This window comes from Escherichia sp. WS338 (assembly GCF_046486405.1).
GTDB lineage: Bacteria > Pseudomonadota > Gammaproteobacteria > Enterobacterales > Enterobacteriaceae > Escherichia > Escherichia coli.
Window position 1 is genome coordinate 75200 of record NZ_JBJQLL010000004.1, and the last position, 22228, is coordinate 97427.

20 protein-coding genes, 6 tRNA genes and 1 other RNA gene are annotated in these 22228 nt (G+C 50.4%); 12 read left to right on the forward strand and 15 right to left on the reverse strand.

Features of this window, described 5'->3' with window-relative positions; all coding sequences use genetic code 11:
- Positions 1 to 10: 10 nt before the first annotated feature.
- The 3 genes from ACJHWT_RS04505 to glk form a co-directional block, all read right to left on the reverse strand.
- Positions 11 to 1258, reverse strand: coding sequence for a PTS fructose transporter subunit IIC (locus ACJHWT_RS04505; RefSeq protein ID WP_000985353.1), 1248 nt, complete (start codon positions 1256 to 1258; stop codon positions 11 to 13).
- 21 nt (positions 1259 to 1279) lie between these two features.
- Entirely contained in the window at positions 1280 to 1606 is a 327-nt protein-coding gene (locus tag ACJHWT_RS04510; protein ID WP_000038456.1) for a PTS fructose transporter subunit IIB, read from the reverse strand.
- Between the two features lie 218 nt (positions 1607 to 1824).
- Positions 1825 to 2790: a glucokinase gene (gene glk, locus ACJHWT_RS04515; RefSeq protein ID WP_000170355.1), complete on the reverse strand. Its 966-nt coding sequence runs from the start codon at positions 2788 to 2790 to the stop codon at positions 1825 to 1827.
- A gap of 203 nt (positions 2791 to 2993) precedes the next feature.
- Between glk and ACJHWT_RS04520 the strand changes: the two genes are divergently transcribed.
- Both ACJHWT_RS04520 and ypeC read left to right on the forward strand, forming a co-directional pair.
- Positions 2994 to 4250 carry an ion channel protein gene (locus ACJHWT_RS04520; RefSeq protein WP_000903116.1) on the forward strand — a complete coding sequence of 419 codons (1257 nt, stop codon included), beginning with the start codon at positions 2994 to 2996 and terminating at the stop codon, positions 4248 to 4250.
- Positions 4251 to 4364: 114 nt separating this feature from the next.
- A complete protein-coding gene (ypeC, locus tag ACJHWT_RS04525) occupies positions 4365 to 4691 on the forward strand; it encodes a DUF2502 domain-containing protein YpeC (RefSeq protein WP_000490072.1) in 327 nt (108 codons plus the stop codon).
- A 140-nt stretch (positions 4692 to 4831) separates the two neighbouring features.
- Here the strand turns inward: ypeC and ACJHWT_RS04530 are convergent, their stop codons facing one another.
- Positions 4832 to 6070 carry an Nramp family divalent metal transporter gene (locus tag ACJHWT_RS04530; RefSeq protein WP_000186372.1) on the reverse strand — a complete coding sequence of 413 codons (1239 nt, stop codon included), beginning with the start codon at positions 6068 to 6070 and terminating at the stop codon, positions 4832 to 4834.
- Between the two features lie 335 nt (positions 6071 to 6405).
- Here ACJHWT_RS04530 and nupC point away from each other — a divergent pair, with 335 nt between their 5' ends.
- Positions 6406 to 7608, forward strand: coding sequence for a nucleoside permease NupC (gene nupC, locus ACJHWT_RS04535; RefSeq protein ID WP_001317971.1), 1203 nt, complete (start codon positions 6406 to 6408; stop codon positions 7606 to 7608).
- Between the two features lie 48 nt (positions 7609 to 7656).
- On the opposite strand, the gene ACJHWT_RS04540 is transcribed toward nupC, so the two are convergent.
- The 3 genes from ACJHWT_RS04540 to ACJHWT_RS04550 all read right to left on the reverse strand — a co-directional run bounded on the left by ACJHWT_RS04540 (position 7657) and on the right by ACJHWT_RS04550 (position 10244).
- Positions 7657 to 9846 carry a sensor domain-containing phosphodiesterase gene (locus tag ACJHWT_RS04540; RefSeq protein WP_001309635.1) on the reverse strand — a complete coding sequence of 730 codons (2190 nt, stop codon included), beginning with the start codon at positions 9844 to 9846 and terminating at the stop codon, positions 7657 to 7659.
- Between the two features lie 207 nt (positions 9847 to 10053).
- Positions 10054 to 10129, reverse strand: a tRNA-Ala gene (locus ACJHWT_RS04545).
- Positions 10130 to 10168: 39 nt separating this feature from the next.
- A tRNA-Ala gene (locus ACJHWT_RS04550) sits at positions 10169 to 10244 on the reverse strand.
- A 220-nt stretch (positions 10245 to 10464) separates the two neighbouring features.
- Here ACJHWT_RS04550 and ACJHWT_RS04555 point away from each other — a divergent pair.
- The gene (locus tag ACJHWT_RS04555; protein WP_000472028.1) at positions 10465 to 10824 is read left to right on the forward strand and encodes a YfeC-like transcriptional regulator; all 360 of its coding nucleotides are present in this window, start codon (positions 10465 to 10467) and stop codon (positions 10822 to 10824) included.
- 1 nt (position 10825) lies between these two features.
- A complete protein-coding gene (locus tag ACJHWT_RS04560; protein ID WP_000826498.1) occupies positions 10826 to 11218 on the forward strand; it encodes a MerR family transcriptional regulator in 393 nt (130 codons plus the stop codon).
- 50 nt (positions 11219 to 11268) lie between these two features.
- On the opposite strand, the gene gltX is transcribed toward ACJHWT_RS04560, so the two are convergent.
- Positions 11269 to 12684, reverse strand: coding sequence for a glutamate--tRNA ligase (gene gltX / locus ACJHWT_RS04565; RefSeq protein ID WP_000695662.1), 1416 nt, complete (start codon positions 12682 to 12684; stop codon positions 11269 to 11271).
- A 258-nt stretch (positions 12685 to 12942) separates the two neighbouring features.
- Here gltX and ACJHWT_RS04570 point away from each other — a divergent pair.
- The 5 genes from ACJHWT_RS04570 to ACJHWT_RS04590 all read left to right on the forward strand — a co-directional run bounded on the left by ACJHWT_RS04570 (position 12943) and on the right by ACJHWT_RS04590 (position 13496).
- Positions 12943 to 13018, forward strand: a tRNA-Val gene (locus tag ACJHWT_RS04570).
- 44 nt (positions 13019 to 13062) lie between these two features.
- Positions 13063 to 13138, forward strand: a tRNA-Val gene (locus ACJHWT_RS04575).
- 46 nt (positions 13139 to 13184) lie between these two features.
- A tRNA-Val gene (locus ACJHWT_RS04580) sits at positions 13185 to 13260 on the forward strand.
- A gap of 4 nt (positions 13261 to 13264) precedes the next feature.
- Positions 13265 to 13340: transfer RNA gene (locus tag ACJHWT_RS04585), tRNA-Lys, on the forward strand.
- Between the two features lie 30 nt (positions 13341 to 13370).
- A non-coding RNA gene (locus ACJHWT_RS04590) (RtT sRNA) lies at positions 13371 to 13496 on the forward strand.
- A 110-nt stretch (positions 13497 to 13606) separates the two neighbouring features.
- On the opposite strand, the gene xapR is transcribed toward ACJHWT_RS04590, so the two are convergent.
- From xapR to xapA, 4 genes are read right to left on the reverse strand one after another with little or no spacing between them, the layout of a single operon-like run.
- Positions 13607 to 14491 (reverse strand): DNA-binding transcriptional regulator XapR, encoded by an 885-nt coding sequence (gene xapR / locus ACJHWT_RS04595; RefSeq protein ID WP_001317973.1) that lies wholly within the window; start codon positions 14489 to 14491, stop codon positions 13607 to 13609.
- Positions 14492 to 14531: 40 nt separating this feature from the next.
- Positions 14532 to 14690, reverse strand: coding sequence for a DUF1427 family protein (locus ACJHWT_RS04600; RefSeq protein ID WP_000651752.1), 159 nt, complete (start codon positions 14688 to 14690; stop codon positions 14532 to 14534).
- A 52-nt stretch (positions 14691 to 14742) separates the two neighbouring features.
- Entirely contained in the window at positions 14743 to 15999 is a 1257-nt protein-coding gene (gene xapB, locus ACJHWT_RS04605) for a xanthosine/proton symporter XapB (RefSeq protein ID WP_000020390.1), read from the reverse strand.
- Between the two features lie 60 nt (positions 16000 to 16059).
- Positions 16060 to 16893, reverse strand: a complete 834-nt coding sequence (gene xapA, locus ACJHWT_RS04610; RefSeq protein WP_000283878.1) for a xanthosine phosphorylase — start codon at positions 16891 to 16893, stop codon at positions 16060 to 16062.
- A 248-nt stretch (positions 16894 to 17141) separates the two neighbouring features.
- On the opposite strand from xapA, the gene ACJHWT_RS04615 reads away from it, so the two are divergent.
- A complete protein-coding gene (locus ACJHWT_RS04615) occupies positions 17142 to 17906 on the forward strand; it encodes an outer membrane protein OmpK (protein WP_000716367.1) in 765 nt (254 codons plus the stop codon).
- 37 nt (positions 17907 to 17943) lie between these two features.
- On the opposite strand, the gene ACJHWT_RS04620 is transcribed toward ACJHWT_RS04615, so the two are convergent.
- Positions 17944 to 18870 carry a LysR family transcriptional regulator gene (locus tag ACJHWT_RS04620; RefSeq protein ID WP_001109810.1) on the reverse strand — a complete coding sequence of 309 codons (927 nt, stop codon included), beginning with the start codon at positions 18868 to 18870 and terminating at the stop codon, positions 17944 to 17946.
- A gap of 89 nt (positions 18871 to 18959) precedes the next feature.
- Here ACJHWT_RS04620 and ACJHWT_RS04625 point away from each other — a divergent pair, with 89 nt between their 5' ends.
- A complete protein-coding gene (locus ACJHWT_RS04625; RefSeq protein ID WP_000765604.1) occupies positions 18960 to 19958 on the forward strand; it encodes a bile acid:sodium symporter family protein in 999 nt (332 codons plus the stop codon).
- On the opposite strand, the gene ACJHWT_RS04630 is transcribed toward ACJHWT_RS04625, so the two are convergent.
- Positions 19955 to 20173 (reverse strand): DUF3820 family protein, encoded by a 219-nt coding sequence (locus ACJHWT_RS04630; RefSeq protein WP_000410201.1) that lies wholly within the window; start codon positions 20171 to 20173, stop codon positions 19955 to 19957. The genes ACJHWT_RS04625 and ACJHWT_RS04630 overlap by 4 nt on opposite strands.
- 1 nt (position 20174) lies before the next feature.
- Positions 20175 to 22190 carry an NAD-dependent DNA ligase LigA gene (gene ligA, locus ACJHWT_RS04635; protein WP_000443686.1) on the reverse strand — a complete coding sequence of 672 codons (2016 nt, stop codon included), beginning with the start codon at positions 22188 to 22190 and terminating at the stop codon, positions 20175 to 20177.
- Positions 22191 to 22228 lie beyond the last annotated feature (38 nt).

Below are 22228 nucleotides of genomic sequence, written 5' to 3' on the forward strand. Positions count from 1 at the left end.
ATTGTCCTTCTTACAGGCTATCGATTAACAATTTGCCTTTACGGAACATCATCAGACGCAGGAACACCACCATCAGCGCAGTTATGACTGCCCCCAGCGCGATCCCCGCCATGTAGACGCCGAGGTTAGTGACCAGCGGCCATGCCCAGATAGCGGACTCCGGGAACCATTGCACTGCGCCCAGCCAGACAGCGGCGGTTGAGCCGACAATCGCGCCGACCATATAGGACGGAATGGCGGTGATGGGGCTTTCCAGCGCAAACGGAATCGCACCCTCACTGATCCCCATAAACGCCAGGAACATGGCGGTTTTACCCTGCGGATAAAGCTGAGCACTGAACAGACGTTTGCCGGTTAAACGGCGGTCGATAATGGTCGCCAGACCCAGACCAATCGGCGGAATAACAATAGCGATGGAACGCGCGGTAACCGGTAATACGTGGTCAGTGGTAAAGCTGAAGGCAACGAAACCAGCTGCTTTGTTGATCGGGCCACCAAGGTCGATTGCTGTCGCCGCGGCGATCCCCATCGCGTACATTAGCGCACCCTTCTCACCTGCGGCAGTCAGCACGGTACGGATACCGCCGTTGATCCAGCCACCAAAGGGGGTGATGACGTAGTACATCGCCAGCATGACAAAAATGGCGGAAAGAATCGGTAGCAAAAATGTGGTTTTGAACGCTAACAGGAAATCCGGTAACTGGATTTTCTGGTTCATCCACTTCACAAGGTAACCAGCAACGATAGAAATAATCAGGGCACCAATGAAGGTGGACGGCACCGGCGAAGAGGTCGCCCATTGCATCGTGCTGGGATCGAAGTTCAGCAGTTGCGTCGGCTGGGTAGACATCAACCCACCGATAAAACCAGCCGGGAACGCCAGTTTGCCACCGATAGAGTTCGCCACAAATGCAGCAAACATCGGAATGGCAAAACCAAACAACACGCCGCCGAAGGACTGCGACAACCAGGCAAATTTCAGTAAGGAGAGGTCGAAACCGGAGAATTTCCCGCTATTAAGAGCATCCATGATGCCGATATCAGCAGGAATTTTAAGCCAGCTATAAGCAATCAGCTGGCTGAAAGCGAGGATCACACCGCCCATAATTAAGGTCGGCACCATGCGTGAAATCCCTGACATCACATGCTGCGGGAGTTCACCCCAGAAGCTGGTTTTAGAGGCCTGCGGATTCTTAACTGCCGCTGCCGCACCGGATGCGCCAGGCACAACGGTTGCACTGCGTTTTTTAATGGCCATAACAATTATCCCTGTCGAATATTACTGTTGTTCAGAGGCAATCATCTCTTCGATTTCTTTGATGATGCCCGCAGCGTTTTTAATTGCGTCCTGCAAAGTGATTTCATAAACGTCGCGTGATTCGAAACGTTCGTTATCTTCCGGGGTAACCGCCACGGAGTGGATGATGATGGTCGCTTCGGCGATATCCTGCGCGGTCAGGCGATTCTGGATGCCGTCCGCGCCCTGAGTTTCAATTTTCACTTCATAGCCTGCTTCCACCGCCGCTTCTTCCAGCGCCTGGGCTGCCATAAAGGTGTGAGCCAGACCCATCGGGCAGGCACATAAAGCAATCAGTTTCTTACTCATCGTTAATTCCTCGTTCAGTGATAGTTGACGAGTGAAATTATGAACGTGCAAAACAAATCGCCGTTACCAGACAAATAATGCATTTACTGGAGAATTAATCCCGCTGTACGGAAGTGTGACGCAGGTCGGCCTTGTGAGGGGACACAAAGGAAAATTGAATTAACTGTATGATTTAAAAGATTATCGGGAGAGTTACCTCCCGATATAACAGGAAGGATTTAGAGAATGTGACCTAAGGTCTGGCGTAAATGTGCACCGGAACCAAGAAGGCCCGGATTGTCATGGACGATGAGATACACCGGAATATCATGGACATATTCTTTAAAGCGCCCTTTATCTTCAAATGCGGCACGGAAACCAGAGGCTTTGAAGAACTCAAGGAAGCGCGGCACGATACCACCCGCAATAAACACGCCGCCAAATGTCCCGAGATTGAGCGCCAGATTGCCGCCAAAACGGCCCATAATGACGCAAAACAGCGACAACGCGCGGCGGCAATCGGTGCAGCTGTCAGCCAGCGCGCGTTCGGTAATATCTTTTGGCTTGAGATTTTCTGGCAGGCGGTTGTCGGCTTTAACAATTGCGCGATACAAATTCACCAGCCCAGGGCCAGAAAGCACGCGCTCTGCCGAAACATGACCAATTTCTGCACGCAGTATTTCGAGGATAATGCCCTCTTCTTCACTATTCGGCGCAAAATCAACGTGACCGCCTTCGCCTGGCAAGCTTACCCAACGCTTATCTACATGGACCAGATGCGCAACCCCTAGCCCCGTTCCGGCACCGTAAACCGCAATAGGCTTACCTTCTACCGGTTCTGCGCCACCAAACTGAATCAGATGCTCTTTTTTCAGCATCGGGATCGCCATCGATACAGCGGTAAAATCGTTGATAATTTCCAGATGGCTAAAACCGAGATTCTTTTTCATTTCGGCAATTGAGAACGCCCAGGTATGGTTGGTCATTGCCACCCAATCACCGGTAATCGGGCAAGCGATGGCAATACAGCCGTCTTTCACCTCGACCTTATGTTCTTCAAGATAAACGCGAATGACCGCTTCGAGGCTGGGATAATCAAGCCCTGAATAGGTCTTAGCCTGCGAGATTTCACCACTGGCAATATCACACAGAGCAAGACGCGCGTTGGTGCCGCCCACATCACCGACTAATGCATACTTTGTCATTCTTCAACTGCTCCGCTAAAGTCAAAATAATTCTTTCTCACACTGTAAATACCTGGGGGCATAACAACAACGCCGGAAAGGCAGGCTCCCTGTAAATATCGATCTGGGTCACACAATTACTTTATCGTTTCAGCACCAATTGCAGCGATGCCTTTTTGCAAGCTGGGCAAACTAAGTATCTGACCCCGCATAAGGAATAGAACATGCTCCATCCGCGAGCCAGAACCATGTTGTTATTATCGCTCCCCGCCGTGGCAATTGGGATTGCGTCCAGTCTTATTCTGATTGTGGTGATGAAAATCGCCTCGGTATTACAGAATTTGCTCTGGCTACGACTGCCGGGAACTCTGGGGATAGCCCAGGATTCACCTTTCTGGATCATCGCCATATTAACGCTAACAGGTATTGCGGTGGGGTTGGTTATCCGTTTCAGCCAGGGGCATGCTGGACCAGACCCCGCCTGTGAACCGCTGATCGGCGCACCGGTTCCGCCCTCTGCGCTACCAGGACTTATCGTAGCATTAATTCTCGGTCTTGCTGGCGGCGTCAGCCTGGGGCCGGAACATCCGATCATGACCGTCAATATCGCCCTTGCGGTTGCGATAGGTGCTCGTCTGTTACCGCGCGTCAACCGGATGGAGTGGACTATTTTAGCCTCTGCTGGAACTATCGGCGCGCTGTTTGGCACACCTGTTGCGGCGGCATTGATATTTTCGCAAACCTTAAATGGCAGTAGTGAAGTTCCGCTATGGGATCGTCTCTTTGCGCCGTTAATGGCGGCAGCAGCTGGTGCACTAACTACCGGATTATTTTTCCATCCTCATTTTTCACTGCCCATTGCGCATTACGGACAGATGCAAATGACCGATATTCTCAGTGGTGCAATTGTGGCGGCGATTGCCATCGCAGCAGGGATGGTCGCCGTATGGTGCTTACCACGGTTGCACGCGATGATGCATCAAATGAAAAATCCGGTGCTCGTGCTGGGTATTGGCGGATTTATTCTCGGTATTCTGGGGGTAATGGGTGGACCAGTTTCGCTGTTTAAAGGGCTGGATGAGATGCAGCAGATGGTGGCAAATCAGGCTTTCAGCACCAGCGATTACTTTTTGCTGGCGGTGATTAAACTTGCCGCTCTCGTGGTTGCTGCCGCCAGTGGCTTTCGCGGTGGGCGAATCTTCCCGGCAGTGTTTGTCGGGGTGGCATTAGGGTTGATGCTGCATGAGCACGTTCCCGCCGTTCCAGCGGCAATAACCGTTTCCTGCGCTATTCTCGGCATCGTGCTGGTGGTAACACGCGATGGCTGGTTAAGTCTTTTTATGGCGGCAGTCGTTGTACCCAATACCACATTGCTACCGCTGCTCTGTATCGTCATGCTTCCGGCATGGCTGTTATTAGCAGGTAAGCCGATGATGATGGTCAATCGTCCGAAGCAACAGCCACCCCACGATAACATTTAGCAAAAAATGCTCTCCTTTATGATTTAAGAGTTATGGCGATGATACGGGGCTTTACCTCCCCGTAATATTGCGTTAACAGGCCGCTGACGGCTTCGATCGTGAAGGAGAATAACAATGTTCAGGTCACTGTTTCTGGCGGCCGCCCTGATGGCATTTACCCCGCTTGCGGCAAACGCAGGTGAAATCACCCTACTGCCATCAATCAAATTACAAATTGGCGATCGCGATCATTACGGTAATTACTGGGACGGTGGTCACTGGCGCGACCGTGACTACTGGCATCGCAATTATGAATGGCGTAAAAACCGCTGGTGGCGTCATGATAATGGCTACCACCGTGGCTGGGATAAGCGTAAAGCGTATGAGCGTGGCTATCGTGAAGGCTGGCGCGATCGTGACGATCATCGCGGAAAAGGCCGCGGACATGGACACCGCCATTAAACACATTCGCCAATGGAGCACAATGCCTGATGCGACGCTAGTGCGTCTTATCAGGCCTACAAACCGGCTCTTTAACGCGTAGGGCGGATAAGGCGTTTACGCCGCATCCGCCAATAGTGCCAGATGCGACGCTCATTCAACTACAGTCCCAGCGCCGTCCCCACCAACAACCAGATATTCAGCGCCACGACCAGCACTACAATCACCCAGCCTGTCTGTTTTACGCGTTTGCTGTTCACCAGATCGCCCATCATCTTGCTGTCACTGGTGAAAATCAGCAGTGGAACCAGCGCCAGGGCGATACCAAAACTTAACAGTACCTGACTCATAACCAGAATCCGTGTCGGATCTAATCCCATCAGAATCACAATAAATGACGGCAACATGGTGACTGTACGACGCACCCACAGCGGGATATGGAAGCGAATGAAGCCCTGCATCACCACCTGCCCCGCCAGTGTCCCCACCACCGTTGATGACAGTCCGGCAGCAACCAGGCTTAATCCAAAGACCGTTGCCGCAGCATGGCTTAACAACGGTTGCAGCGTCAGGTAAGCCTCATCAAGATCGGCAACGCCAGTATGACCGGAAAAGTGGAACGCCGCCGCAGCCGTAGCCATCATCGCCAGATTGACAAAACCGGCAATAGTCATAGCGATAGCCACATCCCATTTGGTGGCAGAATAACGTTGTTGACGCGAACCACCATGTAAATGCTGAGTCAGCGAAGAGTGTAAATAAATCACGTGTGGCATAATCGTCGCCCCCAACACACCTGCCGCCAGGAAGACTGCCTCCGAGGTGGGTAAACTCGGGATTACCATTCCTTTACCCAGTTGCGCCAGGTTAGGCTGGGAGAAAATCAACTCGACAATGTAAGCCGCAGCAACAAACAGCAGTAACCCGCCAATCACTTTCTCCAGCGGTTTTTGCCCTCGACGTTGCAGCATTAAAATCAGGAAAGTCGCGATCCCCGTCAGCACCGCGCCCTGCAACAGCGAAACACCCAGAATGAGTTTAAAACCGATCGCCGCACCAATAAATTCCGCCAGGTCGGTTGCCATCGCAATGATTTCTGCCTGAACCCAATAGAACCACACTACGGGACGCGGATAGTGATCGCGAATCTGCTCCGCCAGGTTTTTACCGGTGGCAATCCCCAGTTTGGCAGACAGTATCTGAATCAGCATCGCCATCAGGTTGGCCCAAACGACAACCCACAGTAGCTGATAGCCGAAGCTGGCACCCGCCTGAATATTGGTCGCAAAGTTACCAGGATCGATATAACCAATCGCCGCAATGAACGCAGGTCCCATTAATGCGAGCCTCATCTTGCGCGCCGCCCGTCCGCTGCTACTCTCAACGCGATAGTTAGTCATCTTGTGCCTCTAAAACATAGCCTTTGCTATGTTTCATGCTATGTCAAACGAGAATGATTATCAAATTCATTTAAGTGGATTGTGATGATTTCTTTGATAGACCAGAATTATGACGACGAAAAGATTGATGACTTGAATGTTGTGATTATGTTTAATGTTAGCACATTTACATAACTTTCAGCTTCCATACACAACATAGCAGAAATGTATGACAGCTCACTATTTTTGAAGCTTGTCACAGGACGTCATTATAGTGTGTGTCAGATCTCGTTTTCCTTAACCATGTTACATAGAATGTGCACGGAAATTTAACCTGCCTCATATTTGGAGCAAATATGGACCGCGTCCTTCATTTTGTACTGGCACTTGCCGTTGTTGCGATTCTCGCACTGCTGGTAAGCAGCGACCGCAAAAAAATTCGTATCCGTTATGTTATTCAACTGCTTGTTATCGAAGTGTTACTGGCGTGGTTCTTCCTGAACTCCGACGTTGGTTTGGGCTTCGTGAAAGGCTTCTCCGAAATGTTTGAGAAACTGCTCGGATTTGCCAACGAAGGGACTAACTTCGTCTTTGGTAGCATGAATGATCAAGGCCTGGCATTCTTCTTCCTGAAAGTGCTGTGCCCAATCGTCTTTATCTCTGCGCTGATCGGTATTCTCCAGCACATTCGCGTGTTGCCGGTGATTATCCGCGCAATTGGTTTCCTGCTCTCCAAAGTCAACGGTATGGGCAAACTGGAATCCTTCAACGCCGTCAGCTCTCTGATTCTGGGTCAGTCTGAAAACTTTATTGCCTATAAAGATATCCTCGGCAAAATCTCCCGCAATCGTATGTACACCATGGCAGCTACGGCGATGTCCACCGTGTCGATGTCCATCGTTGGTGCATACATGACCATGCTGGAGCCGAAATATGTCGTTGCGGCGCTGGTACTGAACATGTTCAGCACCTTTATCGTGCTGTCGCTGATCAACCCTTACCGTGTTGATGCCAGTGAAGAAAATATTCAGATGTCCAACCTGCACGAAGGTCAGAGCTTCTTCGAAATGTTGGGTGAATACATTCTGGCAGGTTTCAAAGTTGCCATTATCGTTGCCGCGATGCTGATCGGCTTTATCGCCCTGATCGCCGCGCTGAACGCACTGTTCGCCACCGTGACTGGCTGGTTTGGCTACAGCATCTCCTTCCAGGGCATCCTGGGCTACATCTTCTATCCGGTTGCTTGGGTGATGGGTGTTCCTTCCAGTGAAGCACTGCAAGTGGGCAGTATTATGGCGACCAAACTGGTTTCCAACGAGTTCGTTGCGATGATGGATCTGCAGAAAATTGCTTCCACGCTCTCTCCGCGTGCTGAAGGCATCATCTCTGTGTTCCTGGTTTCCTTCGCTAACTTCTCTTCAATCGGGATTATCGCAGGTGCAGTTAAAGGCCTGAATGAAGAGCAAGGTAACGTGGTTTCTCGCTTCGGTCTGAAGCTGGTTTACGGCTCTACCCTGGTGAGTGTGCTGTCTGCGTCAATCGCAGCACTGGTGCTGTAAGACCATACATAAAAAAGCCGGGGATAATTCCCCGGTTTTTTACGCCTGTTAATCAGCTAATGGCTGCGGGCGACCAATCAAATACCCTTGCAGATATTGCACCCCGAGCTTATGCAATAGCGCCTGCTGCTGTTGCGTCTCGACAAACTCCGCGACCACACTCAATGACTTCGCTTTCGCCAGATCGGTAATTGATCTCACAATCATCGCATCCAGCGTATTCGTGACGATATCTTTCACAAAGACGCCATCAATTTTGATGATATCAGCCTGCAAACGTTTTAACCGTTCGTAGTTGGCATAGCCGGTGCCAAAGTCATCAATCGCAATCCGGAAACCAAACTTATGCAGTTGCTCGATGTTGTACATGCTGCTTTCTGCGTTAGAAAACGCCTGCTCCTCGGTGATCTCAAGAATGACCGCCTGCGGGGAGATGTGATAACGCTTAAACAGACGAATAATCCGCCCGGCAATATTCTTTTGCAGCAGCGTGAGCGGCATTAAATTGACTGAAAAGCGCGGGCCTTTTTTGTCGCAAGGATGTGTTGCCAGCCACTTCAACAGGGATTCCAGCACTTGCAAATCAAAACGCGCGCTAAGGTTAAACTGAGCAATAAGGGGCAGAAACTTATCCGGGGTCATAATGCCGCCGTCATATTTCAGTCGCGCGAGGATCTCATCATAACCTTCACCCTCTTTGTTGCGAATTGGCTGGGCGTAGAGCAGCAAATCACCCTGATCTAACGCCGTACGAATGGTATTCAGCAATAGCACCTGTTTAGTGGTCTGCCCGGAAACCATCTCCTCTCTGCTATCCAGCGCCAGCACATGGTGATGTGCGCAGGATTGCTCCGCCAGCCAGCTTAACTGCCCCAACAAGGGTTGCAAGGTTTCCTGATTTCCATCAAAACGCCCCCAGGCAGCACCATAGCCCATATCCAGCCCGGTATTGTTCCAGTGAATTTGCCGACTATTCAGGATGTTAACCATATGCTGGAGTCGCCCTTCCGTTTCCGGTCCACTCAGCACTAACAGCAGTTCACTACCCGGCAATTGATACAACTTTTCGTTTTCCTGCATCAACGGCAGCAGCGTACGGTAAATTGATCGGATACAGTGAACGCGCATCATTAAGCCGTAATGACGACTCATAAACTCAAGATTATCAATGCGCAGGCAGCAAAAACTCTTGCCCGCCTCTTGCTCCGGCGCTTGCTCCAACGCACGAAAGTTGGGTAGAAGCGTTAACGGATCGGTCAGCGCCTGCAAATGCCAGCGGCGGTTAAGCCATTCACTACGATGATAAATACGCACCATATAGAGCAGGCAAACACTAAAGGAAATCAGCACCGCGAGAATAAATGCCAGCGAATATTCGGTTAGTACCCCTTGCAAAAAGTTCTGGTTGTAATTCAGCAGGCAAAGCGTTGAAACAGCCCAGGTGAGATTTAAAAACGGATAGCGAAGCTTACCGACACCGAGGGTAAAGATGATAAAGAAAACAGGTACCAGGTAACCGGCAATAAAGTCATTCTCATACGGTGTGCACATCAGAAGTAGCAGCACGCTAAGAGCTGCCAGCCAGCTTAAGGTAAATGCGCGTTTCTCTTTGCTCAACGACGGAGCAATATCCCTGCGCCATAATATCTGCGCAAAGTGGGGACTTACAATCATGCGAGTGAGATAGTAGAAAAGCATGTTGTAAATCAGCACAGCGGTGAAAAGGCTTAGTAAATCAACGACTGTGAAAATGGCATCCGCATCGCCGAAAAAGGTGGATATCTTTAGCGGGAAATCAAAAAAGCTCCCCACAAGATACATGCTGCATTTGATGCCGATCGGCGTCACCAAACCAAGCCAGAAAAGACGTTGCCAGACATATCGGCTGGTCAATCCATAACGCCAACGCGTCCCCAGCTGCCAGCGTAATATTGCGCAGGCACACAACACCACAAACGTCTGGCTGCCGAGCATGACCGCGGTCTGTAAAAAAGAGAGATGAAAGTTCCACAGATTGGTGCAAAACATCCCGCATAAAACGGGGACGACACCGCGCCAGCCAAAGATAAACAAGATTGACAGCATTACGCACAGTGGCATCCACGCCAGAAAGATATAACTGGAATGGATAATGGCAAGTGGCGAAATAAAACGGGATAGCTGAATAAGTACCACGGTGAGCGTAAACGCTAGTGTGAATATCTTGATATTTTTTATCAGGTTATGCTCCACAAACATGAGTACACTACTCTCACTGATCGGGGTTTTCAGGCACACAAATAATAAGTTTATTCGCATCGCGAAGCAAACAGGGGCCAGCCTGTTGCCGATTTTTCATCCAATGATGCTTTCACCAGGCGGCGCTAACCCGGACGTAGACTGTATTACAAAAGCGGCAAAAAGCAGAGACAAAAAACCCCCGCTTTACAGCGAGGGTTTGAAATTTGGTGGAGCTAAGCGGGATCGAACCGCTGACCTCTTGCATGCCATGCAAGCGCTCTCCCAGCTGAGCTATAGCCCCACGATGCGTTTACGTACCAAATTTGCTGGGTGCAAAATTTGGTGGAGCTAAGCGGGATCGAACCGCTGACCTCTTGCATGCCATGCAAGCGCTCTCCCAGCTGAGCTATAGCCCCGTCACGTAAAGCTTGTCGAGTTGACGGGCGGCATCATATGAATTCCGCCCGAATGTGTCAACGGCAAATTGCAACGTGTAGTTTCAATCGCTGAAAAATCAGGCAAATGAACAATTTTGGAAAACCGCTCGCATTCAGTAGTTATTCATGTCACGGTTTCATGTAAAGTGGTGTTATAAAATGAACTACTAATAGACCCACATACATTCAGGGAATTGTTATGTTCAAGGAGAGGATGACGCCAGATGAACTTGCCAGACTGACCGGCTATAGCCGCCAGACCATTAATAAATGGGTACGCAAGGAAGGCTGGACAACGTCACCAAAACCTGGCGTCCAGGGTGGCAAAGCCCGACTGGTTCACGTCAATGAACAGGTTCGTGAATATATTCGCAATGCTGAACGTCCGGAAAGTCAGGGAGAAACGCCTGCCCTTTCTGGTGATGCGCCGCTTGAAGTATTGCTGGTGACACTGGCGAAAGAGATGACGCCAGTCGAACAAAAACAGTTTACATCCTTGCTTCTGCGGGAAGGGATTATCGGATTGTTACAACGCTTAGGGATTCGCGATAGCAAATAATATGAAAAGATTACGCAATAAAATGACCACCGAAGAACTGGCTGAATGCCTCGGTGTGGCTAAACAAACTGTTAACCGTTGGATCAGAGAAAAAGGCTGGAAAACGGAAAAATTTCCTGGCGTGAAAGGCGGTCGTGCCAGACTTATTCTGGTCGATACGCAAGTTTGCGAGTTTATTCAGAACACGCCAGCCTTCCATAACACGCCGATGCTTCTGGAAGCCGAAGAACCCCTTGCCGAATACGCACCGGGGATTCGCACTCCTGCTTATCGGCAAATCATCAGCGCAATAGACAACATGACTCACAGTGAGCAGGAAAAAGTTGCGCAATTTTTGTCACGCGAAGGAATTCGTCATTTCCTTGCTCGTCTCGACATAGATGAATCAGAATAAATAAAAAACGGCAGGGGTATCTCTCCTGCCGTTTATCTTTTATGCGCTAATTATTGCTGATTTTCGCGTTCAGCAATAAAAGCCAGCGCTTTGTTGATACGCTCGATACTGCGGGTCTTACCGATTGCGTGAACGGTAACATCCAGCGCCGGAGACTGCCCCGCACCGGTTACGGCGACACGCAGCGGCATACCAACTTTACCCATACCCACTTCCAGCTCATCCGCCGTCGCCTGAATAGCGTGATGAACGTTTTCAGCGGTCCAGTCAGTAATCGCAGTCAGTTTGTCACGAACCACTTCCAGCGGCTGACGCGCTACCGGACGCAGATGTTTTTTCGCGGCGTCGGCATCGAACTCAGCAAAATCTTCGTAGAAATAACGGCAGCTCTGTGCCATCTCTTTCAGCGTCTTGCAGCGTTCGCCCAGCAGTTTCACCAGATCAGCCAGCTGCGGGCCGTTACGGGTATCGATATTTTCCTGCTCAATGTGCCATTGTAAGTGAGTAGCAACATACTCCGGCGGCAGCGCGTTAATGTAGTGATGGTTCAGCCACAGCAGCTTGTCGGTGTTGAACGCACTGGCAGATTTGCTGACGGCATTCAGAGTGAAGTATTTGATCATCTCTTCACGAGTGAAGATTTCCTGATCGCCGTGGGACCAGCCCAGACGCACCAGATAGTTCAGCAATGCTTCTGGCAAATAACCGTCATCACGATACTGCATTACGCTGACCGCCCCGTGACGTTTGGACAGTTTTTTGCCGTCATCGCCGTTGATCATAGAAACGTGCGCGTAAACCGGTACCGGCGCTTTCAGTGCTTTAAGAATGTTGATCTGGCGCGGCGTGTTGTTGATATGGTCTTCGCCACGGATAACGTGGGTGATTTCCATATCCCAGTCGTCAACCACCACACAGAAGTTATAGGTTGGAGAACCATCGGTACGACGGATAATCAGATCATCCAGCTCCTGGTTGCTGAACTCAATCGGGCCACGGATCTGATCGTCAAAAACAACAGAACCTTCCTGCGGGTTAGCAAAACGTACAACGCACGGTTCATCATCAGCATGATGCTCATGGCTGTGGCGGCAGCGACCGTCATAACGCGGCTTCTCACCTTTCGCCATTTGCTCTTCGCGCAGCGCTTCCAGGCGCTCTTTAGAGCAATAGCATTTATAAGCAGTGCCCTCTTCCAGCATCTGATCGATCACCGCGTTGTAGCGATCAAAACGTTTGGTCTGGTAGTACGGACCTTCATCCCACTCCAGGCTCAGCCAGTTCATGCCATCCATAATGGCTTCGATAGCTTCCGGCGTGGAACGCTCAAGATCGGTGTCTTCAATACGCAGCACGAACTCACCGCCGTGGTTACGTGCAAAAAGCCAGGAGTAAAGAGCAGTACGCGCGCCGCCAACGTGCAGATAGCCTGTTGGGCTTGGCGCGAAGCGAGTTTTGATTTTCATGAAATGGCCTTACGTTTAGAAAGATGCCGACAACCGGCAAATCCTGGAAAAATTGAGTGGGCGATATTCTATCACTCCCGCCTGATTCCTCAATGTAGTTCGGGTTGCAACCTTACGCATTATTGTTTTCGTTGACAAATTGCGCAACACGGTCTGTTTTGCGATCATCTTGCTTAAATTTACGACGAACGAACAATTTCTTTAGAAAATGCGTTGACTCATTTTGAACTCTCCCTATAATGCGACTCCACACAGCGGGGGTGATTAGCTCAGCTGGGAGAGCACCTCCCTTACAAGGAGGGGGTCGGCGGTTCGATCCCGTCATCACCCACCAACTACTTTATGTAGTCTCCGCCGTGTAGCAAGAAATTGAGAAGTGGGTGATTAGCTCAGCTGGGAGAGCACCTCCCTTACAAGGAGGGGGTCGGCGGTTCGATCCCGTCATCACCCACCACTTTCTCGCCAGCTAAATTTCTTGTAAAAATGTGAAGTACCGAAGTGGGTGATTAGCTCAGCTGGGAGAGCACCTCCCTTACAAGGAGGGGGTCGGCGGTTCGATCCCGTCATCACCCACCACTTCGGGTCGTTAGCTCAGTTGGTAGAGCAGTTGACTTTTAATCAATTGGTCGCAGGTTCGAATCCTGCACGACCCACCAATGTAAAAAAGCGCCCTAAAGGCGCTTTTTTGCTATCTGCGATACTCAAAGATTCGAACCTGCAGCAGGTTCGAGTTGAGCGCAGCGAAACAACGGAGCCGCTCGCGGCGACGGCCCGAAGGGCGAGCGAAGCGAGTCATCCTGCACGACCCACCAATGTAAAAAAGCGCCCTAAAGGCGCTTTTTTGCTATCTGCAATTTGCGAAATTGCCTGATGCGCTTCGCTTGTCAGACCAACTATGTCCGGCAGTTCCCGTGCCTCTCATCTACTGCGCCAACGCCGCCAGCAGTTTAACCAGCGCGGGCGTCACCTGCTGCGTTTCATAAACAATATATAAGTCTGCCGGGATGCGTTCTTTGAGCGGACGGAATATGACACCGGGCCAGTTCATCTGCGCGTAGCTGTCCGCTATCAATGTGATACCAATACCCATACTGACCATGGCGAGTACCGTTTGCGGTTCATTAACTTCGCGAATAACAACCGGTGAAAATCCCACCTGCTGGCAAACCCGCTGCAAAAAATCCCAGTCAGTGTACACGGGCGGCATTGTAACGAAATACTCGTCACGTAGCGCTTCCAGCGGGACGGTGGAAAATGATGAGAGATGATGCTCTTCAGGCATCGCCACCAGAAACGCCGATTCATGCAACCGTAAGCTGGTAAAACCTGCCGGTGGTTCTGTCGCCATTCGCCAGATCCCGGCATCAAGTTCGCGGCGTTCCAGCAGGGCCATTTGCATCGCGGGCATCTTTTCGCGAAACAGAACTTCAACGTTAGGATTTTCTCTAAGGAATCGCCGCATAACCGGGCGCATCCGTCCCCACATTGCCGTTCCCACAACCCCGAGTTCAATCCGCCCTGCTTCTCCCCGACCTATTTGTTCAACCCGAGCCAATACATTATTTGCATTCACCAGCAATCGACGCGATTCTTCCATCAAGATTTTGCCCGCGTGTGTCAGTACGACGCTGCGCGAATGGCGAATAAAAAGCTGCGTGCCGAGTTGATTTTCCAGCTCTTTAATATGAATGCTGAGCGGAGGCTGAGACATATTTAAACGCGCTGCTGCGCGACCAAAATGCAACTCTTCCGCTACGGCAAGAAAATAACGGAGCAACTTAAGATCTGTTCTGTATACGCGTTCCATAATTAAGTGCTCCATATAATAAATACATCGTATTAAATTATCATGGCATAAAGTATTTCACCACCAGATATCCGACATACATAAACACAATGGATAATATACCCGGTAATACATTTGGTACAGGAATAGGCAAGCGCACGATTGTAAACAAAGCACCAATGCCAAAACCAACGCCAGAAGAAAATAAAATATCTTTCACTAATTAACCTTTATCATAAAAGCAGCCCCAAGGAACAGAGCTGCGAATCCTTTTAATGTGTAACTGAACGATGCGTTATCTTTTCAGGGTCATGGTTATATTTAAACCCAAAGAAAAATATCACTGCGAGGAAAAGAGCATACCCTGCAAACATCAGCCAAATGGTATGCCAATCTTTTACGCCATCCACCGAGAAGTAATCCACTGCCATACCGCTCAGAATCGAGCCAACCCATGCGCCGACACCATTTACCATGGTCATAAAAAGGCCCTGGGCGCTGGCACGAATGCTGGAATCAACTTCCTGTTCGACAAATACCGAACCAGAAATATTGAAGAAATCGAATGCACAGCCATAAACAATCATCGACAGCAGCAGCAAAATAAACCCGGTTGGTGATGGGTCGCCATAGGCAAAGAAGCCAAAGCGCAGCGTCCACGCCACCATACTCATCAGCATGACGGTTTTAATACCGAAACGCTTCAAAAAGAACGGTATCGTCAGAATGAAACCGACTTCAGCCATCTGTGAAACTGACAGTAAAATGGACGGATATTTCACCACGAAGCTATCAGCAAACTCAGGATTACGGGCGAAATCATGCAGGAACGGGTTGCCAAAAACGTTGGTAATTTGCAGCACCGCGCCCAGCATCATGGCGAAGAGGAAAAAGATAGCCATGCGTGGATTTTTAAACAGCACGAAGGCATCCAGACCCAGCTTGCTGGCAAGCGATGTAGTCGCTTTTTTCTCCGCAACCGGAATCTTCGGCAAAGTCAGCGCATAAGCCGACAGCAGCAATGACGCACCGGACGCGATATACAGCTGCAGACTACTCAATTCCAGATGCAGCAGGCTTACTGCCCACATGGCGACAATGAACCCCACCGTACCAAAAACGCGAATGGGCGGGAAAGCGGTCACCGGGTCAAGCCCTGCCTGGGCAAGACAGGAATAAGAGACGCTGTTCGATAACGCAATAGTCGGCATAAACGCCATCGCATTGACTAACATCACCCAAAACATCATATCCGGATCAGTTACGGATGCCGCATAAAAAAGTACGCCCGCACACACCAGGTGACACAGCATGTATGCACGTTCTGCACGCAGCCATTTGTCTGCGATGATCCCCATTATACCAGGCATAATAATCGCGGCGATCCCTTTGGAACTGTAAACCATGCCAACATTAGCGCCGGTGAAATGAAGGGTATTAATCATGTAAGAACCGAGGGTAACCAGCCAGCTCCCCCAGATAAAATATTGCAAAAAGGACATTACCTTTAAGCGCAAAGCGATGCTCATAATCGTTTCCTTGTCGCATCATATGGCCTCACTCAGTAAGGCCGTTTATTGTTGTTTTACTCAGGCAATTTTGCGCAGAAAGCCGCAAATAAGATTAATAAAGTTTTGCTTTGAGAGTTCCGCTGCTGCCAGCGTTTGGGCATGAGAAAGCTTCACGTCACTCAGACCTTCCGCCATGTTGGTAATCGCAGAGACCGCAACGACTTTAAGTTCGCAATGGCGAGCTGAAATAACCTCAGGCACCACAGACATACCAACAACATCCCCACCAATAATTTGCATCATGCGAATTTCCGCCGCAGTCTCGAAATTCGGCCCCGGATACGAGACGAACACGCCCTCCGTCAGAGGGAACCCCTCTTCTTTCGCCACTTTTTGTAACAGTGCGCGGTATTCCGCATCGTAGGCATTCGCCAGCGAGAAGAAGCGCTCACCAAAACGTTCATCATTAAGACCCACCATAGGCGTTCCCGGCATGGTGTTGATGTGATCTTTCAATGCGACCAGACTGCCGGCCCCCACTTCAGGACGCAGTGAGCCAGCCGCATTGGTGCAGAACAGCAACTCGCAGCCCAGCAACTTAAAGGTACGGATTGCATCCGTCATGATGGTCATCCCACGACCTTCGTAGAAATGTCCGCGACCTTTCATGCACGCCACTGGCACCCCCTGGAGATAACCCAGCACCAGCTCACCCGCATGACCGTGTACGGTACTTACCGGGAACCCAGGCAGCTTTTCGTAGGAAATTGCGACCGCGTTCTCAATCTGATCGGCCAGCGCGCCCAGCCCGGAACCTAAAATAAAGGCCACTCGTGGCGTGAAATCAGGTTTATAAGTCTTGATAATATCTACGCAATACAGTGGGTTATGAGAAAACTGAGCCTGATACATATATATCCTTTTTTTGTAGGGTGGAATCTAACGCCTTTTTATAACGAGATTGCCCTACCTCATACCAATACACTTTTTTCATGTATCCGATAGTTATTCGATATCGATATATTTATATTTTTTCACTATTAATAGGCTGAAAAAACTGTATTGGCACTCTCCTTTCCCTTGCATTAACAATATGCCGCTTTTAATCAACCTTTTTATTAAGCAATCAACTAATAACGATCGGCATAGGGAATTATGCTATGAAAAAACATCTTTTTACTCTGACACTCTCTTCTGTATTGGCGATACCAGCAGTATCCCATGCAGAATTTAAAGGCGGTTTTGCTGATATAGGTATTCATTATCTTGACTGGACTAGCAGAACCACTGAGAAATCGTCGACCAAATCACACAAAGATGATTTTGGATATCTGGAACTGGAAGGCGGCGCTAACTTTAGTTGGGGAGAAATGTACGGGTTCTTCGACTGGGAAAACTTTTATAATGATCGTCATGATAAACCGGGTAGCGAGCAGCGTTATACCTTTAAAAATACCAACCGTATTTACCTGGGTGACACCGGATTTAATCTCTACTTGCATGCGTATGGCACCTACGGTTCTGCGAATCGCGTGAATTTCCATGACGATATGTTCCTTTACGGGATCGGCTACAATTTCACCGGCAGCGGTTGGTGGTTCAAACCGTTCTTTGCAAAACGCTATACAGACCAAACCTATTATACCGGCGATAACGGTTATGTCGCCGGTTGGGTTGCAGGTTACAGCTTTATGCTGGGCAGTGAGAAATTCACCCTCACCAACTGGAACGAGTACGAGTTTGATCGTGATGCCACCTACGCGGCAGGTAATGGCGGCAAAGAAGGTCTGAACGGTGCCGTCGCACTTTGGTGGAATGCAACTTCACACATCACCACAGGAATTCAGTATCGTTATGCGGATGACAAACTGGGCGAAGATTTTTACCAGGATGCAATAATCTACTCCATCAAATTTAATTTCTGATTGATTACTGCCGGGGCTCCCGGCAGTATGAATAGCTCTATATCTGATACAGCGGATCCCCTTCCCGCCCAGCCATTAGCGCACGGCCCTGGCCTCGTACCACTTCCCATAACGCTTGTGCGGCGGTGGAAAGTGAACGGTTCTTCCTGCGCACCAGCATCAACTGGCGTTCCACCACCGGCGTAATGCGCTTTACCACCAGCGGGCTACCTTCAGGTAACGGCAGCGCCAGTGCGGGAAGAATACTAATGCCGATGCCTGCGGCTACCATCGGGAACAGCGTCGCCGGATGACCAATCTCCTGCACAATATTCGCCTGAATACCGTTGCGCGCCAGAGCTGCGTCAATCAGCGGTCGGCTGCCTGACGCGTAATCCTGCAACACCAATTTCGCTCCCTGTAATGCCTGCCAGGGTACATAATCTTCCGCGGCTAAAGCGCTATCGCGATGGCAAAGCAAGAAGAAAGGCTCGGAAAGAATCGCTTCACATTGCAGATCGCTCACTGGGCCTGGATCGATGACGATGCCAAAATCGACATCTCCCTGGCGAATACTTTCCATCACCCACTGCTGCGGACGATCGTGCAGGACAAACTGAATATCGGGATAGCGGCGATGGCTTTCAGCAATGCATTGCGGAATAAGATGCGCGGAAATGGTCTGGCTGGCAGCGACCCGAACTTTTCCGCTCAGTTGTTGCCCCATACGCCCGGTATCGCGCAACGTGCTGTTAAGTTCATCCAGCAGTCGCTCAAGACGCAAAGCCAACTGCTGCCCTGCATCTGTAAGCACCACTTCACGCGTGGTTCTGTCCAGCAGGCGAACACCAGTATGATTTTCCAGCTCCTTCACACTGTGACTCACTGCCGACTGGCTCAGGCCGATACGCTCTCCTGCACGACTAAAACTTTTCTCCTGCGCTACTGTGACGAAAACCTTTAATTGCTTTAAAGAATAATTCATCTGTTTTTTTCATGAATGGATGCAATAAATCAATTTTATTTCTCAAACTGGAAGAAGCACAATAGAACCATCGATCATCTGGAGTCTTTATGAAACTTTTTCGTATCCTCGATCCTTTCACCTTAACCCTGATCACAGTGGTGTTGCTGGCCTCTTTCTTTCCGGCCAGAGGCGATTTCGTCCCCTTCTTTGAAAATCTGACCACTGCAGCGATTGCTCTGCTGTTTTTTATGCACGGCGCGAAGTTGTCGCGTGAGGCGATTATTGCTGGCGGTGGCCACTGGCGACTGCATTTGTGGGTAATGTGCAGCACCTTCGTGCTGTTTCCGATTCTGGGCGTGCTGTTTGCCTGGTGGAAACCGGTAAATGTCGACCCGATGCTCTACTCCGGTTTTCTCTACTTGTGCATTCTCCCCGCGACCGTGCAGTCTGCAATCGCCTTCACGTCAATGGCGGGCGGTAACGTTGCGGCGGCGGTTTGTTCTGCGTCAGCATCCAGCCTGCTGGGGATTTTCCTTTCACCATTGCTGGTTGGTCTGGTGATGAATGTTCACGGTGCAGGGGGCAGCCTTGAGCAGGTCGGTAAAATTATGCTGCAACTGTTGCTGCCATTTGTGTTGGGGCATCTTTCCCGGCCGTGGATTGGTGACTGGGTGTCGCGTAATAAAAAATGGATTGCGAAAACTGACCAGACGTCCATTCTGTTGGTGGTTTATACGGCATTCAGCGAAGCCGTCGTTAACGGTATCTGGCACAAAGTTGGCTGGGGATCATTGCTGTTTATCGTGGTGGTCAGCTGCGTTCTTCTGGCTATCGTGATTGTAGTTAACGTCTTTATGGCACGCCGACTGGGCTTCAATAAGGCAGATGAAATTACTATCGTCTTTTGTGGTTCGAAAAAGAGTCTGGCAAATGGCATCCCGATGGCAAACATTCTGTTCCCCACATCGGTGATCGGTATGATGGTGCTGCCCCTGATGATTTTCCATCAGATCCAATTGATGGTCTGTGCGGTGCTGGCGCGTCGATACAAACGCCAGACCGAACAGTTACAGGCGCAGCAGGAAAGCAGCGCCGATAAAGCTTAAAGCGGACGCTTCAGGGGCTGGACCAGTTGCGTCAGCCCCTCGGTTTTAATCAGCAGCGTGATTTGCATTAGCTCACCGAGCTTCCCTGCCGGGAACTCATCTTTGCGGGCAAACCACAGCAGATACTCCTCCGGCAGGTCGATTAAGCGACGCCCTTTGTACTTGCCAAACGGCATTATCGTATTGGCTATTTCAATCAGCTGCTCTTTTTCCATCTCAGCTACCCAGCAAACGCAGCATTTCCGTTTCGTCGATGACTTCAATACCCAGTTCCTGCGCCTTCGCCAGTTTAGATCCTGCAGCTTCACCCGCTATCACCAGATCGGTTTTCTTCGACACGCTGCCCGCGACTTTCGCGCCCAGTTCGACCAGTCGAGCTTTAGCGTCATCACGCGACATCTGGCTTAAGCTGCCCGTAAGCACCACGGTTTTACCAGCAAACGGGCTGTCAATCTCTTCCGCGTTAATCACCACCGGCGCAGGCCAGTGAACGCCTTCCGCCAACAGCTCGCTGATGACATTGCGGTTGCTTTCTTCGGCAAAGAAGTTGTGAACGTGGGAGGCAACGACAATGCCAACATCAGGCACCTTTTGCAGCTCTTCAATCGAAGCGGCTTCCAGCGCTTCCAGCGTGCCGAAATATGCCGCCAGACCTGCTGCGGTGGCCTCGCCGACTTCACGGATGCCAAGTGCATAGAGGAAGCGAGCAAAGGTGGTTTCTTTCGCTTTTTCCAGCGCGTTAACCACGTTTTGTGCCGATTTTGGCCCCATACGCTCCAGTCCGGTAAGTTTGCCTGCGGTGAGTTTGAACAGATCCGCCGGAGTGTGGACATATTCTTTTTCAACCAGCTGATCGATGATTTTGTCGCCCATTCCGTCAACATCCATCGCACGGCGGGAAACAAAGTGTTTCAGCGACTCTTTACGCTGCGCACCGCAAATCAGGCCACCGGTACAGCGGGCAACCGCTTCACCTTCCACACGCTCAACGTCAGAACCACATACCGGACAATGCGTCGGGAATACAACCTCACGGGTATCTTCCGGGCGTTCAGAAAGCACGACGTTCACCACCTGCGGGATCACGTCGCCTGCACGGCGAATCACCACTTTATCGCCAATGCGTAAACCAAGACGTTCGATTTCGTCAGCATTATGCAGTGTGGCGTTACTCACCAGCACGCCAGCAACATGGACAGGTTCCAGACGCGCAACAGGCGTAATCGCGCCAGTACGCCCAACCTGAAACTCGACGTCACGCACAAAGGTCATCTGTTCCTGCGCCGGGAATTTAAACGCTACCGCCCAGCGCGGGGCACGCGCGACAAAGCCAAGCTGCTCCTGCTGTGCCAGTGAGTTGACCTTAATCACCACGCCGTCGATATCAAAGCCCAGCGTCGGGCGGTCTTCTTCTACTTTGTGGTAGAACGCCAGCACTTCTTCCGCCGATTCACAAAGCGTTACCCGATCGCTGACCGGCAAACCCCACTTTTTAAATTGCAGTAAACGGCCAAGATGAGTATCCGGCAGCTCGCCACCTTCCAGAACACCGACGCCATAGCAGAAGAAAGTGAGCGGTCGCTTCGCTGTAATACGCGGATCAAGCTGACGCAGTGAACCAGCAGCCGCATTACGTGGGTTAGCAAACACTTTCCCGCCCGTGCGTCGCGCATCTTCGTTAATCTTTTCGAAGCCCGCCTGCGGCAGGAACACTTCACCACGCACTTCCAGACGCGCCGGGATATTCTCTCCGTGTAGCTTCAGCGGAATGGCGCGAATAGTACGCACATTAGACGTAATATCTTCCCCGGTAGTGCCATCGCCACGCGTCGCGGCACTGACTAAAACGCCATTTTCATACAGAATACTGACGGCAAGACCATCCAGCTTCAGCTCACAGCACCAGGTGACTTTCTCGTTGCTTTTCAGACGGTCCTGCACACGTTTGTTGAAAGCAAGAAAGCTTTCTTCATCAAAAACGTTATCCAGCGACAACATTGGTACTTCATGGCGTATCTGGCTGAAAGCCGCCAGCGGCGCAGCACCTACACGTTGGGTAGGCGAATCAGGCGTAATCAGTTCTGGATGTTTGGTTTCCAGCTCGCGCAGTTCGCGCATCAGCCTGTCGTATTCAGCGTCGGGAATTTCCGGCGCATCCATCACATGATAAAGATATTCATGATGGCGAAGCGTCGTTCGCAGTTCTGTCAGTTGTTGTTCGATTGATTCCATATCGCACCATCAATGCTAAAAACCCCCGACAAGCGGGG

Coding starts and splice junctions, on each gene's coding strand:
- ACJHWT_RS04505 (WP_000985353.1), bottom strand. CDS start 1,258: ATGGCCATTAAAAAACGCAGTGCAACCGTTGTGCCTGGCGCATCCGGT.
- ACJHWT_RS04510 (WP_000038456.1), bottom strand. CDS start 1,606: ATGAGTAAGAAACTGATTGCTTTATGTGCCTGCCCGATGGGTCTGGCT.
- glk (WP_000170355.1), bottom strand. CDS start 2,790: ATGACAAAGTATGCATTAGTCGGTGATGTGGGCGGCACCAACGCGCGT.
- ACJHWT_RS04520 (WP_000903116.1), top strand. CDS start 2,994: ATGCTCCATCCGCGAGCCAGAACCATGTTGTTATTATCGCTCCCCGCC.
- ypeC (WP_000490072.1), top strand. CDS start 4,365: ATGTTCAGGTCACTGTTTCTGGCGGCCGCCCTGATGGCATTTACCCCG.
- ACJHWT_RS04530 (WP_000186372.1), bottom strand. CDS start 6,070: ATGACTAACTATCGCGTTGAGAGTAGCAGCGGACGGGCGGCGCGCAAG.
- nupC (WP_001317971.1), top strand. CDS start 6,406: ATGGACCGCGTCCTTCATTTTGTACTGGCACTTGCCGTTGTTGCGATT.
- ACJHWT_RS04540 (WP_001309635.1), bottom strand. CDS start 9,846: ATGTTTGTGGAGCATAACCTGATAAAAAATATCAAGATATTCACACTA.
- ACJHWT_RS04555 (WP_000472028.1), top strand. CDS start 10,465: ATGTTCAAGGAGAGGATGACGCCAGATGAACTTGCCAGACTGACCGGC.
- ACJHWT_RS04560 (WP_000826498.1), top strand. CDS start 10,826: ATGAAAAGATTACGCAATAAAATGACCACCGAAGAACTGGCTGAATGC.
- gltX (WP_000695662.1), bottom strand. CDS start 12,684: ATGAAAATCAAAACTCGCTTCGCGCCAAGCCCAACAGGCTATCTGCAC.
- xapR (WP_001317973.1), bottom strand. CDS start 14,491: ATGGAACGCGTATACAGAACAGATCTTAAGTTGCTCCGTTATTTTCTT.
- xapB (WP_000020390.1), bottom strand. CDS start 15,999: ATGAGCATCGCTTTGCGCTTAAAGGTAATGTCCTTTTTGCAATATTTT.
- xapA (WP_000283878.1), bottom strand. CDS start 16,893: ATGTATCAGGCTCAGTTTTCTCATAACCCACTGTATTGCGTAGATATT.
- ACJHWT_RS04615 (WP_000716367.1), top strand. CDS start 17,142: ATGAAAAAACATCTTTTTACTCTGACACTCTCTTCTGTATTGGCGATA.
- ACJHWT_RS04620 (WP_001109810.1), bottom strand. CDS start 18,870: ATGAATTATTCTTTAAAGCAATTAAAGGTTTTCGTCACAGTAGCGCAG.
- ACJHWT_RS04625 (WP_000765604.1), top strand. CDS start 18,960: ATGAAACTTTTTCGTATCCTCGATCCTTTCACCTTAACCCTGATCACA.
- ACJHWT_RS04630 (WP_000410201.1), bottom strand. CDS start 20,173: ATGGAAAAAGAGCAGCTGATTGAAATAGCCAATACGATAATGCCGTTT.
- ligA (WP_000443686.1), bottom strand. CDS start 22,190: ATGGAATCAATCGAACAACAACTGACAGAACTGCGAACGACGCTTCGC.